The organism is Micrococcales bacterium (assembly GCA_009784895.1).
GTDB lineage: Bacteria > Actinomycetota > Actinomycetes > Actinomycetales > WQXJ01 > WQXJ01.
This window is the reverse complement of sequence record WQXJ01000024.1, coordinates 21,700-34,989: the sequence shown is the minus strand read 5'-3', so window position 1 is coordinate 34,989 and position 13,290 is coordinate 21,700. Positions and strand designations below refer to the sequence as shown.

Annotated in this window: 10 protein-coding genes; 8 read left to right on the top strand and 2 right to left on the bottom strand. The window is 63.0% G+C overall.

What is annotated here, in order from left to right; all coding sequences use genetic code 11:
- The 5 genes from FWD29_05865 to FWD29_05845 form a co-directional block, all read left to right on the top strand.
- A partial coding sequence (locus tag FWD29_05865; GenBank protein MCL2803462.1) for an Ig-like domain-containing protein occupies positions 1–1,474 on the top strand: 1,474 nt, incomplete at its 5' end.
- 353 nt (positions 1,475–1,827) lie between these two features.
- A complete protein-coding gene (locus FWD29_05860; protein ID MCL2803461.1) occupies positions 1,828–2,538 on the top strand; it encodes a PIG-L family deacetylase in 711 nt (236 codons plus the stop codon).
- A 19-nt stretch (positions 2,539–2,557) separates the two neighbouring features.
- On the top strand, positions 2,558–3,370 hold the full coding sequence (locus FWD29_05855; protein ID MCL2803460.1) for a hypothetical protein: 813 nt from the start codon (positions 2,558–2,560) through the stop codon (positions 3,368–3,370).
- 63 nt (positions 3,371–3,433) lie between these two features.
- Entirely contained in the window at positions 3,434–4,090 is a 657-nt protein-coding gene (locus FWD29_05850; protein ID MCL2803459.1) for a queuosine precursor transporter, read from the top strand.
- Positions 4,091–4,166: 76 nt separating this feature from the next.
- The gene (locus FWD29_05845; GenBank protein ID MCL2803458.1) at positions 4,167–4,868 is read left to right on the top strand and encodes a (deoxy)nucleoside triphosphate pyrophosphohydrolase; all 702 of its coding nucleotides are present in this window, start codon (positions 4,167–4,169) and stop codon (positions 4,866–4,868) included.
- A gap of 147 nt (positions 4,869–5,015) precedes the next feature.
- Here FWD29_05845 and FWD29_05840 read toward each other — a convergent pair whose 3' ends face one another.
- Positions 5,016–7,268, bottom strand: a complete 2,253-nt coding sequence (locus FWD29_05840; GenBank protein ID MCL2803457.1) for a hypothetical protein — start codon at positions 7,266–7,268, stop codon at positions 5,016–5,018.
- 108 nt (positions 7,269–7,376) lie between these two features.
- On the opposite strand from FWD29_05840, the gene pheA reads away from it, so the two are divergent.
- Both pheA and FWD29_05830 read left to right on the top strand, forming a co-directional pair.
- Positions 7,377–8,351 carry a prephenate dehydratase gene (gene pheA, locus FWD29_05835; GenBank protein MCL2803456.1) on the top strand — a complete coding sequence of 325 codons (975 nt, stop codon included), beginning with the start codon at positions 7,377–7,379 and terminating at the stop codon, positions 8,349–8,351.
- A 164-nt stretch (positions 8,352–8,515) separates the two neighbouring features.
- Positions 8,516–10,897 (top strand): transglycosylase domain-containing protein, encoded by a 2,382-nt coding sequence (locus FWD29_05830; GenBank protein MCL2803455.1) that lies wholly within the window; start codon positions 8,516–8,518, stop codon positions 10,895–10,897.
- A 47-nt stretch (positions 10,898–10,944) separates the two neighbouring features.
- On the opposite strand, the gene FWD29_05825 is transcribed toward FWD29_05830, so the two are convergent.
- Positions 10,945–12,009 (bottom strand): beta-eliminating lyase-related protein, encoded by a 1,065-nt coding sequence (locus FWD29_05825; protein ID MCL2803454.1) that lies wholly within the window; start codon positions 12,007–12,009, stop codon positions 10,945–10,947.
- Positions 12,010–12,229: 220 nt separating this feature from the next.
- On the opposite strand from FWD29_05825, the gene fbaA reads away from it, so the two are divergent.
- Positions 12,230–13,252, top strand: coding sequence for a class II fructose-bisphosphate aldolase (fbaA, locus tag FWD29_05820; protein MCL2803453.1), 1,023 nt, complete (start codon positions 12,230–12,232; stop codon positions 13,250–13,252).
- Positions 13,253–13,290 lie beyond the last annotated feature (38 nt).

Genomic DNA, 13,290 nt, shown 5'->3' with positions numbered 1-13,290 from the left:
GGTGACTTTGGCGGCTGAGGCTAGTGATCCGGCTGCGACTGTGGCTGGTTTGGGTGTTAAGACGCTAGTGGTTGGTGGCAACGAGTTGACGGTTAGGGTGACGGCTGCCGATGGCACGTCAACTGACTACATGTTGTTGGTGACCCGGGCCGCACCGGTGGTTGACGTCAGCGGATCGACCATCGACACAACCCGAACAGGCGTCGAGGCCAACCACGGGAACATCGACGCCAGAGGTTACCTCGACAAGGCCGCGTTGATCGTGACGCTGCGTGACGCTTCCGGTGCGGCAGTTGCCAAGGATTCGGCTGTTGTCACGGTGACCTCGAACTTTGCCGGGGTGCAGCTAGAAAACGGTGGAGTTGGAACCAAAGACTCCGACGGCACTTACTACGTCTACGCCTCGTCCAGCGCAGTAGGCCTGGCCACTTTCTCTTTTGCGGTCGATGGCGTCGCCTCGACCAGGACAGTCACAGTTGAGTTTGTTGCCACCCCGGCTGCGCCAGTTTTCGACCAGGCCAAGGCTTCGGCCACGGTGTTGAGCGGCACTGCTGAACCTAATCGCAGGATCGAGGTTTGGGTGGGTTATTCGATGGTCTGTCAGACCGAGTCGAATTCGATCGGGGTCTGGTCGTGCGCTTTCACCGACCCGCTGGCCCACGGCACGGCCCTGAGCGTCAAGGCCGTCAACGTGGACTACAGGCACTGCGGCGGCGAAGGCTCGCCGCAATGGCTTCGTGACTGCACTTTCACATCGTTGCCAAGCCTGATCACGGTCAAGGCCACGCCGCCGGTTTTGACGGTCAGTCCATCTGATGGTTCGGTGATTTCTGGCACTGGCGATCCGGGTGATGTGGTCACAGTGAAGCTGGCTAACGGCGATCTGGTTTGTCAAGCCACGGTTGGCAACAACGGAGCGTGGTCCTGCACACCGACTAGTCCGCTGGCGGAAGGCGATTCGGTGGTGGTGACGGCTTCCGACTTGGCTGCCAATACGGTTTCGACACCCTGGCGGGTTGGTTTGCCAACAGTTTCGGTGACTTTGGCGAAAGCACAGGTGGGTAAGTCCCAGAGGGTAACTGGAAGCAACTTCCAGCCCGGCGAGGACGTCGAAGCCACGATGCACTCCAGCCCACACGCCATTGGCACCGAAACAGCCGACGCCAACGGCCAGGTCACCTGGACTTTCACCATTCCAGCCGGCACGACCTTGGGGCAGCATGCGATTGTCTTGAATGGCAGTGTCTCCGGCACGTTCCAGGTCAAGTTCACTGTGGTTGGCTCGGGAGGAGGCAGCAGTCCCCCGCCTAGCGGCCCTGCGGCAACCGCACCTCCCACTGGCGGCGGGTTGGCTTTCACCGGTGGCGGCCCCGGCAGTGCGACCATCATCTGGATCATCCTGCTGACCGCGTGGGGAACGGTTCTAGTGACCTACCGGCGGAGACAGCGCCGCAACGGTCCCGAATCAACTTAGACGGTGCGACACCGAGGTTGCGCGCCATCAGCCTTATGCAGAACCTCGGTCTCGCCGCGTAAGGGCAGCTCAACCCACCCCCTTGCAGCGAAACCGAGGTTGCGCGCCATCAGCCTTATGCAGAACCTCGGTCTCGCCGCGTAAGGGCAGCTCAACCCACCCCCTTGCAGCGAAACCGAGCTTTGGCACCATCCCCAGTGCAGCGAAACCGAGGTTGCGCGCCATCGGCTCTATGCACAACCTCGGTCTCGCCGCGTAAGGGCAGCTCAACCCACCCCCTTGCAGCGAAACCGAGCTTTGGCAGCAACCCGGATTGCGCCATCGGGCGGCCTCAAAGGGCTTAGGGTGGTGCCATGAGTGAGTTTGATCGGGTCTTAGTGGTCATGGCGCATCCAGACGACATCGATTTTTGGGGTGTCGGTACCGTCATGCAGTGGGTCCGTTCTGGCGTGGCCGTCACCTACGCCTTGGTTACCAGGGGCGATGCCGGTGGCTTTGGCGAAGAGGCCAGAGACCGGATCGGCCAAACCAGACAGCAAGAACAACTCGAGGCGGCGCGACTGGCTGGAGTCAGCGACGTCCGCTTCCTTGACGGCTACCAGGACGGCAAAGTCCAGGTCAGTGATGATCTGGTTGGTGACATCACCAGCCTGATCAGGGAAGTCAAACCTGACCGTGTGCTAACTCAAAGCCCGGACCGGAATTGGTACGACGTTCGGTTGTCTCATCCCGATCACCTGGCGGTGGGCGAGGCGGTGGCCCGAGCCGTTTACCCATTTGCGCGCAACCCGTTCGCCTTTCCAGAACTAGCCAAACAAGGTCTTGAGCCGTGGGTTGTGTCCGAGCTCTGGTTCCTGGGCGACCCGGCGCCAAACCAGGTGGTCGACGTGACCAACACCTTCCCTGAGCGCGAAGAGGCCGTTATGGTTCACGCCTCGCAGCACCCAAATCCGGATCTGGCTAGGCAGCGCCTACGGGAGGGAATGACGGCAGCCGGCCGGGCAGCTGGTTTGCCAGATGGCCACTGGGCCGAGACTTTCAGAGTGATCCAGATCGCCCACTGAGGCGGCCAGGGGCGTGGGTGTGAAACAAGGCGAGCCACGCGGCGGGATATCCACCGTTCAGGTGTTGGCTTCCGCCTTGGCCGCCGTCACCTCGACCTTGGCCTTGTCGACGCTGGGGGTGGCCGGGACGCTGGCCGGGGCGGCCCTGGCTTCTGCCATTACCGTGGTTGGCAACTGGGCCTACACCAACTGGCTGCATAGCGGTCGCAGGGCGGCCACCCATGTGGCCAAACAGGCCGCCGCGCTGGTGACAAAAACCGAGGACCAAGAGGCCGGCGAGGTAACCGAGACGCCCACCGATCAGACCGAGGCCGTCCAAGGTGAGCTTGAACTCGAGGTAGAACCGGAGCCGGAAGAAGAACCCGAGGAACCTGATCCCACTGACACTGAGGCCGGCTGGTGGGCCGCCATGATCGCCAAATATGGCCTGACCAGGTCCTTAGTCGCCATGGCCCTGGCTGTCTTCATGGTCCTAATGTCCGTAATTACGGTTGTCGAGCTTGTTTCCGGCCGCCCCATCTCCGATATGGTCACAGGCCACGACTCCGACCGCCGGACCACATTCCCCATGTTTGGTTCCACTAGACAAACGCCCAGCCCCAGCCCCCAAACCCACAGCCCGGAAAACCGACCGGCCAGCCCAAACCCGGCCACCACCGCACCCAGCCAACCGGACCGGCCGGATGACCGCGGCGCCTCACCGACGGTTCGCCCCTCGACGCCAAGACCAACCGGAGCTCCGTCGCCATCGGCCATCTTGCCTTCAGAAATGGGCCCGGAAGAAGAAGAGCCCCCGCTCGAACCTTCTGAGTCGCCCAGCCCAGAACCCTAGGGAATTGTCCGCCAGCCCCATCTGAGAGTGCCCGGTAACTGCCAGGTGAGGCATCATGTACGGGTGCAGAACTCGGCCGCTCGTTCGACCTACGCCACTTTGACGGCGTTGTTCTGCGCCTTGTTGGTGATTTCGAACGTCTCAGCGGTCAAGCTGATTGGCTTGGGTGACATCACCGTGGCCGGCCACACTTTCGATGTCACCGTTGACGGCGGCGTCTTCTTGTTTCCCCTGACCTACATCATTGGCGACGTTCTGGCCGAGGTTTTTGGCTTCAAGGCTGCGCGCTGGGCCATTGTCCTGGGTTTCGTCGCCTCGGCCCTGGCAGTTGCCAGTTTCTGGGTCGTTCAGCAGGCCCCGCCGGCCCAGAACTGGTCTGGTCAGGCGGCCTACCAGGAAATCTTGGGTTTTGTCCCACGCATTGTCCTGGCCTCGCTGCTGGCCTATCTGGCTGGGCAGCTGCTCAACGCCTGGACGCTGACGGTGATCAAGCGGCGGACCAGGGGCCAGGCCCTGTGGGCGCGGTTGATCGGTTCAACTCTGGTGGGTGAAATGGCTGACACCATGGTCTTTTGCACGGTGGCCTTCTTAGGCATAATCACGGGGGCGCAGTTCATCGGTTATGTCGTCTTGGGCTACGTTTACAAGGTCTTGATCGAGGTGGTGTTATTACCGGTTACCTACCGCGTTGTGGCGTTGGTGCGCCGTCGGAGCGCCTAGTTCGTGAAGCCGCCGATGCCGGCCGCCTGGGCCATTCAACCCACCTCGCCTTGGTTGCGGCTCTAGGATGGCCTGCATGACGCCCGCAGGCCGGCCCATCCATGTGGTTGGAGCCGTCATCACGCACAACGGCAGGATCCTGGCCTGCCGTAGGCGGCCGGGCGTTCGCGACGCCGGTCTTTGGGAGTTCCCAGGGGGCAAAGTCGAGGCTGGCGAGTCACCCGAAATAGCCTTACAGCGCGAGGTCCAAGAAGAGCTTGGGGTGTCAATCGCCGTGGGCGGCTTGGTGGCTCGTTCGATCACTCCGGCCGAACCTCATCCCGTTGAGTTGTCCTGCTACTACGCCACGGCCCTGGACGCCTTGCCAGCCTCTTCGCGGGACCATGACCTGCTGCGTTGGATGGTGCCGAAGGATCTTTCGTCCCTTGGCTGGCTCGAGGCAGATATCCCCGTATCCAGGCAACTGATGGGCTGGGGCTACGGTTCCGCCCCGCTAACGGTTGGCGTGGTGCCAGACGACCCCTGGCACAAGGTTTGGCGTGATCCCGAGGCTCTGGACGAAGACCGGGAGCCAACCGCTCCAATGCCACCCCAGCCCAAACCGGTTGACCCGAACGACCCAAGGTGGGACCGCTGGTTCACCACCAAGACTCCCGGACCGGTGGCCAAGCCGCCCTTGACCTGGTCGGGTGAGACCGCCGCGGCCGCCGATTCAAAACGGCCAGCTGGGGCGCCTCCTCTTCCTCGAATCAAGACAGCCAAATCAGCCACCGGCTAGAGCCTGCGAAACCTCGGTCTCGCTGCATAAGGGCAGGCCAGCCCCTCTTTGCGGCGACACCGAGCTTCAGCAGAATTGCCGACCTGCAAAAGCTCGGTCTCGCTGCGTAGGGGCAGGCCAGCCCCTCGCTTGCGGCGACACCGAGCTTCAGCACACTGGTTTGGAACCGAGCTGGTGGTGGCGGAGCACAATGGCCACCAGGAGCGGGCCGGCGAACAGTAGTCCCATGGCAACCATAGCCAAGCCTGAGTCGTTGACCAGCGTTCCGACTACCCAGAACACCACGGTGGCCAGGGCCACCGGTCGCAGCATGGGGGCCTGGCGCCACAAATCGGACCACCCGGCCACCCGGAAGCCCCGCTTGGCTCCAATCCAGCCGGCCAGGGCTATCACCAGCAAAGGCACTGCCACTCCAGCGGACATTCGCAGCCACATCGCCACCTTTGAGTCGATCACCGGCCAGGCATCGCCATCCAGAAATGACTGAACAAAGGCCCCAACATGGGTCCAGCGGTCCGGCCCGCGCAGGAAGTCCAGCCAGGCCACGGCCACAGCGGCGACCACGCCGGCCAGCCCAATTAGCACCAGCCGCTGCCAATTCAAACGGATCTCGGCGGCGACCAAGGCTAAAGCCAAAGTCGCGGTCGCGGCGGTGATGGCGCCGCCAAAGTTGGCCGCCCCGGAAGGGGCGGCTGTGATTACCACCAGGCCCAGACCAATTGCCAGGCTGGGTATGGCTGCCCCCAGCCGCTGACCGCGCAGCCAGGCCGGGCCGGCTACCAGCACAGTTACTAGCAGCGTGGCGCTGGCGAAAATCACATAGACCGTGTTGGAGAAACCATAGACGCGGTTGGCATTTAGAACGGCTTGGCCCAAAGGCGCGGCCCAGGTCAGGCGGTAGCCCAACAGCGGATCAAGTACCAAAGCCACAACCGTGATCAGACTGGCCAAGGCCGGCGCACCCATCGGAGATTTGAGGAGCTGCCAGGGAACCTTCTGCCTTAGGGCCAGCACCAGGGCCGTTAGGGCCGCAGCCAGCGCCAACGAGATGACCAGCCAGACCACGAAGGGCACAATTAGACGCCACCATGGCAGCAGGTTGGCCAAGAAACTGGCTGCTGGGAACAGGACCGCCACCAGGGCGAGGGCCTCGGCCAGGCGGCCAGACAGTCCTGTCCCGGTAAGCCAGGCAGTCTCAACCGGTCCAACTGTGCCGGATGGTCGCTCCACCGGAAGGGTTGAATCGGCCATTTGAACCGAGGCCTGTCCCCGCCTGATGACAATTAGGCCAGTCAGCGCCGCCAGGCCGGACAACAAGGCGAAAGCGGTGAAACCGGCTTGGGAGGCGCCTCGCATGGCCCGGGCGTGGCTGGCATCATCACGTAACTGGCCGGCGGTGGCGTCCAAATCACCGCCGGCAGGGGTCAAATGCCAGGGCATAACCGGGCCTACCGGCGCCGGCACCAATGCCGCTTCCAACACCGCAAGGAGATCAGTCACAGCTGAGAGGTCGGGCCTGCGCGTGGTGCTTGACCCGACCAAATGCAGCCCGGTTGCCGGAGCTTTTGTGCCGGCCGCCGCCAGTCCCCGGACCACCAACAGACCCATATCTGGATGCTGGTAGTCAGCCAGTGAGGCCACGATTACCGGGCCGTCAGTGGCGGCCAAGACGGCCCCAATCCGGGCGTCAAGTTGGGCCGGGGTCAGGCCGGCCGCCCGGCTGCCAATGTCGACCAGTATCAGATCCGCCTGGTCCATCAAGCTCTTGGTCGTGGCCGTGGCCAAGGCGGCTGGATCATCTGGCGCCGGGCGATAGTTGGCTACTTGACCGGCATGGTTGGCCAAGGCGATGCCCGCGCCAGGACCAACCGCTGCCGCCGTCAGGTTCATTTGTTCGAGCCACTGGGCCAGTGCCCCAAGCTCTTGGCCGGCCGGGCCGGTGTTGACCTCGAGCAGATCGGACCATGCGGCGATATGCCCCTCGGTCACCTCGAACTCGTCAACCGACCGGCAGTCTGACGGCACCCCGGCCAAATCTGAGGTGATGGAGCCGGCCCGCTCGGCGGCACGCCGGCCCGACCCCAAGGCCAGCCAGCCGTCAACCGGGCAGGAACCGGCCGTGACCGACCGCACCAGCAGATTGCCAACCCCGGCCCCATCCAACCCGGCCAGGTCCCATAGATGCGGTGTGTTTTCGGCAGAAACGTCATCCCAGGTGAGTCCGGTCAAACCAACTAGAGTCACAGCCGAATCGCCGCCGTCCGGCTCAAGCACGGCTGATCCGTCCAGGGCCAAAGCGCCGGCGGCCGGTTGACCGGCCGCCACAGCGTTGGACGCGCTGCCAGTCAAAGCCAGCCCAAACCCAAAGGCCAGGTACACAACCAGCCTTGGGCCCGGCATCGGCCGCCTTTGCCGCGTTCTCACGCCCGCAAGCCTAATGTCCTAACGCGCCGCTATGCTGCCTGGGACGGTGTTTGACGGCACCTTTGGCCTGCAATAGGAGTAACCATGTCAGCCACACCGACCGACCGGCCGCGCTACGCTTTTCTCGGTCCGGCCGGCACCTTTACCGAGGAGGCGCTGCGCCGCGTGGTTGACCCGGCGGCGGCCGAGCTACTAGAACAGACCGACGTCATCAGCGCCATCGAGGCTGTTAGGACCGGCCAAGCTGATTTGGCCGTGGTGGCGATCGAAAACTCGGTTGAAGGTGGTGTCACGGCGGTACTTGACGCACTGGCGCAGGGTGAACCGCTGGTGATCCGGCGCGAGATCGTGGTACCGGTTACCTTCACCCTGGCGGCCGCCCCGGGCACCACGATTGACCAGGTCGAGGCGGTCGCAGCCCACCCAATTGCCTGGTCCCAGTGTCGCCGCTGGATGCGGGCTCGCCTGCCCGGCGTGGCTCATTTGGCGGCCGCGTCCAACACCGCCCCGGCAGCGGATTTGCAGCTGGTCGCCGGCGGTGACATCTCCCTGGAGGCCCTGGGCTACCAGGCCGCCTTGGTGCCACCCCCGGCGGTGTCTCACTACGGTCTGTCGGTGCTGGCCAGCGGCGTGGCGGACAACGCCTCGGCCGTGACGCGCTTCGTTTTGGTGGGACCGCCTGGCCCAGTGCCACCGCCCACCGGCGCCGACAAGACCACCTTGTCAGTGGCCCTGCCAGATGAACGCGCTGGTGCCTTGCTCGAAATGTTGGAGCAGTTCGCCACCCGCGGCATCAACCTTTCCCGGATCGAGTCGCGACCCTCTGGCGATGCCCTGGGGCGCTACCACTTTTCGCTCGACGCCGAGGCTCACGTCCGCGAGCCTCGCATGGCTGAGGCCCTAGTTGGACTGCATCGGTTTTCACCTAGGGTGCGTTACTTGGGTTCTTATCCCAAGGCCAGTGCCGTACCAACCCGGCTGCGAAACGGCACCTCAGCGGAGGCTTACCTGGAGGCTCAGGCTTGGGTGGGTGGGCTCCAGGACGGGACAGGAGTCTGACCCCTTAGCCAAGGTGAGGTGTGATTCCACCTTTGGGAAACGGCATCGGCCAAGGCTCAAAGGCCCAGGGACGGGGCGTAAAAGACTTTGCGCTTTACGTGAAGGTGTGGTCAAGACGCACAAATCTGTCGAGACCAGTCGCCAATTGGGCTTAGTCTTGAAAGGTGTCTTCAGCCAAAAAGGTACTAAGCCACTCGTGGAGATGGTTGACCGCACTGGTCGTCACTGCGGTTCTGGCGCTGGGCGGCGGCGTGTTAGCCGCCGGTATGGTGCTGCCTGCAGTTGGAGCCGTCGACACCACAACTAAGGCTGCCCGTGATGTGATCGACGCCATTCCAGTCGATCTTGATGTGCCGGTGCTATCGCAAAAGTCGTATATGTATGACGGCGCTGGCAACCTGTTGACGGAGTTCTACGCCCAAAACCGGATTGTCGTTAGCTTGGATGACATCGCCGAGTCGATGCAGCAGGCTGTCGTGGCCTTGGAAGACAGGCGCTTCTGGGAGCATTCGGGCGTTGACATGCAGGGTATGTTCAGGGCCCTGGCCAACAACGCCGCCGACGGTTCGACCCAAGGTGCCTCCACCATTACCCAGCAGTACATCAAGAATGTGCTGATTGAACAGGCCGTCCAGGACCGCGATTTCGAGGCGATTGAGGCAGCCAAGGAAATCTCCTACGCCCGCAAACTGAAAGAAGCCCGGAGGGCCGTGGCCTTCGAAAAGAAGGTTGGCAAGAAGAAGGTGCTCGAGGGGTACCTCAACATCGCTCAGTTCGGCAAGTCGGTCTACGGCGTCGAATCAGCCGCCAACTACTACTTTGGGGTGAGCGCCAAGGACCTGACGATTGTTCAGTCCGCCACCATCGCCGCCATCACCCAGTCGCCAAACACCCTCGACCCGGTGGTCAACCCGGAAATGAACAAGGAACGGCGTGACGACGCGTTGGATGCCTTGCTGCGGGACGGCTATATCACCCAGGAAGAACACGATGAGGCTATCGCTGTCGATGTGACCGAATCACTAAACGTCACACCGACTGAATCGGGCTGTGAAGTGGCCGATTCCAAAGCCGGCGCCGGATTCTTCTGCGAATACGTCGTCGCTTTGATCCGTAACTCTGAACAGTTTGGCGAAACCAAGGAAGCCCGCCAGCAGCTGCTGAACCGCGGTGGCCTGCACGTCTACACCACTCTTGACCCGAAAATGCAGGCCGCAGCCAAAATCGCTGTCGACACGCGCGAAAAGCCGGAAGCCGGCTACGGCAATGGCGTGGCCCTTTCAGCAGTTGAGCCCGGCACTGGTCTGGTCAAAGCCATGGCCCAGAACCGGGCCTACAGGTTCGAGGCCGCCGAAGCTACGGCCACGGCCGTCAATTTCAATGTCTCTTATGACTTGGGCGGTGCCACCGGTTTCCAGACAGGTTCGAGCTTCAAGCCGGTCATCCTGGCTCAATGGCTGACCGATGGCCACTCACTTTACGAAGGCTTTGACCCATCGCGCACCAGCTACAGCGGCTCGCGCTGGAAGGACCGCTGCCTCGATGGCGGCATCTACACGGTGGGCAACTGGTCGATCAAAGGTGGCACCGGCGCCAGTACCGCCATGGCGGCCACCGCCGCCTCAGCCAACGCGGCCTATGCCGCCATGGAACACAAACTCGACCTGTGCGACGTTGAAGACATGGCCAAGAGGATGGGCATTGAGCGGGCGGACGGCACAGCCTGGCACCGTGACCCCAGCCAGGTCTTTGGCGCCAACGAGGTTGCCCCCTTGGCCATGGCGGCCGGTTACGCCTCCTTCGCCGCAGACGGCATGTACTGCGAGCCAAACCCAATCGTCAAAATCACAGACAACGCAGATGAGGTCATCGCCGAGCCAGAACCAGTTTGCGCCCGGGCCATGACCGAGGATGTCGCGCGTGGCGTGACCAAAGCCTTACGCGGCGTGATCAGCGGTGGTACCGGCACCCAGGCCTACCTGGAGGGTGGCCGGCAGGTCGCCGGCAAGACCGGCACCACCGACAATTCAATGGCAATTTGGTTCTGCGGCTACACCCCACAACTAGCCACGGCGGTGTGGGCTGGCAATCCTGCCGCCGCCTCGGCTGGTCTTCAAGGTGATCTTCGGGGAGGCTTTGGTGGGCAGTACATGGCCTCGGCCTTCAAATGGTTTATGGATCCAGCCATGGATGGACTACCGCACCGCTACTTCACCGAACCATCGTGGGAGATGACCAAAGGCCGGATGCTGAGTGTGCCAAGCGTCATTGGCATGGGTGTGGAAGACGCCAAAGCCACGCTGGAAGGCCAAGGTTTTAGAGCCTACGTCTCAGGTGCGACGGTTGAGTCCCAATATGGCGCTGGTGTTGTGGCTGCTCAGTCACCCTCCGCCGGCGGTGAGGCCTACCCTGGCGCCTCGGTCACCTTGACCTTGAGTTCCGGTCCGCCACCAGCTGCCGGCGGTGGCGGCGGCGGAGGCGGCGGCGGCGGTCGGCCGCCCCCGCCCAGTCCCCCGCCGGGGGGTGGCGGGATTGGCACCCATTAGTTGTCGCCCGATGCCGGCGCTAGCTTTGGCCTATATCCGCCAGCCCTCTAGGCCTTGAGACAGTCCTCGATTCGGTCAAGGGCCTGGTCGATCATTGATTCGTCGACGTCGCGGTGGGTGACCAAGCGGACGGCTGGGCCCATTGTGAGGCAGCGGACACCGATTTTGTTCCAGCTGGCGGCCAGCTGGCTGGCGCTGAGCTGACTAGCCTGGCCAGGTTTGACCATGATGATGTTGGTTTGTGGCACCGGGGCGTCAAAACCGAGCACCCGCAGCCCCTGGGCCAGGCGCCTGGCCAGGATTCGATCCTGGTCGATTCTTGGCAGCTCCTGTTCTAGCGCCACCAGGCCAGCCGCCGCCAGCACGCCGCCCTGCCGAACGCCGCCGCCCAGCATTTTGCGGGCCCGGCGGGCCCGGTCGATTAGCTCCTGGCTGCCACAAAGCAGCGAGCCAACCGGCGCACCCAGACCCTTCGACAGGCAGACAGTGACCGAATCGGCCGCACCGGCAGCCTCGGCTGGCGTGATTGACTGGGCCGCCGCCGCGTGCCACAGCCGAGCTCCGTCTAAGTGAACCTGCCAACCGGCCTGGTGGGCCTTGGCCATCAGGGCATCACTAAGAGCCTGGGGGATGATGGTGCCGCCAGCGTGGTTGTGTGTGTTTTCCAGGGACAATAGGCGAGGCACTAGCTCGAAGTAGGCGTGACCGTGGTCCTCTTCAGCCGCGATGGCGTCGATTTCCGCCAACTTGGGCACCCCCGGGGTTTCTCCCCATCCCAGTTCCACCGGAATGCCGCCGGCCAGCCAGCTGGCCGTGCCCAGCTCGTGGGACAAAATGTGGGCGTAGCGCGGGGCCATGAAGTAGTCTCCCCGGCTGACCTGCACCATCAAGGCCACTGCGTTTGACATAGAGCCGGAGACCATGAACAAACCGGCCTCCCTGCCCAGTAGCTCGGCAGCGCGTTGTTCCAGCTCCACCATTGTTGGATCGCGTCCAATCACGTCGTCGTCAACCTTGGCCTGGGCCATGGCTTGACGCATGGCCGGCGAGGGCTGGGTCACGGTGTCAGAACGAAGATCAATTGAGTCTGTTGCATATCCGGCTTGAGCCATGTCCATCATTGTGCCCCACCCTCCCCTCCGCAGCGACACCGAGCTTCAACACACTCCTCCCCTTTGCCGCGACACCGAGCTTCAGCGCGGTGATGCCGCGCAGAACCTCGGTCCCGGTGCCAGGCGGGGTGAACTGCGGGCTAATCTCGACGGTCAAACCTGGCTGGGCGTGGCAGGATTAAGGGTGATCGAATGTCCTTAGGAAATCAGGAGTGTTGCCATGGCAATCGCCACCCCGCAGACCTATGCCGCAATGTTGGACCGGGCTAAGGAAAAGCGCTTCGCTTACCCTGCCGTCAACGTGACCTCATCCCAGACTGCCACCGCTGCCCTGCAGGGGTTCGCGGATGCTGAATCGGACGGGATTGTCCAAGTTTCGGTTGGCGGCGCCGAATACATCTCGGGCGCCACTATCAAGGACCGGGTGGCCGGGTCGCTGGCCATGGCGGCCTATGTCACTGAGGTCGCCAAGAACTATCCCGTGACCATCGCCTTGCACACCGACCACTGCTCAAAGCCCAATCTTGAGACCTGGGTCCGCCCGCTATTGGCCATCGAGGCCGAACAAGCCGCCGCGGGCAAGTTGCCGACCTTCCAATCACACATGTGGGACGGCTCGGCCGTACCGCTGGAAGAGAACCTTGAAATCGCCAAGGAACTGCTGGCGCTTTCCGTCAAGGCCAATACCATCCTCGAAATCGAAATTGGCGTAGTTGGCGGCGAAGAAGACGGCGTTACCGCTGAGATCAACGAGAAGCTCTACACCACCGTCGAAGATGCCACTGCCACCGTCGAAGCTCTCGGTTTGGGTGAGAACGGTCGCTACCTCACGGCCCTGACCTTTGGCAATGTGCATGGCGTGTACAAGCCAGGCGCGGTTCAGTTGCGGCCGGGCATCCTGGATGAGATCCAGGCTGCCGTGGGCAAGGCCTACGGCAAAGATCTGCCGTTTGACCTGGTCTTCCATGGGGGCTCGGGCTCCAGTGAGCAGGAAATCGCGGACGCAGTCAGCTACGGCGTCATCAAGATGAACATCGACACCGACCTGCAATACGCCTTCACCCGGCCCATTGCCGGCCACTGCTTTGCCAACTACGACGGCGTGCTCAAGGTCGACGGCGAGGTTGGCGACAAGAAGAAGTATGACCCGCGGGTCTGGGGCAAGATTGCCGAGGCTTCGATGGCTGCCCGAATTGTCGAAGCCGCCCAGCAGCTCGGCTCTGCTGGCCAAAAGATGACCTAGGCAGGCCTAATCGCCTGATAGGTAACCGACTTCCGCCG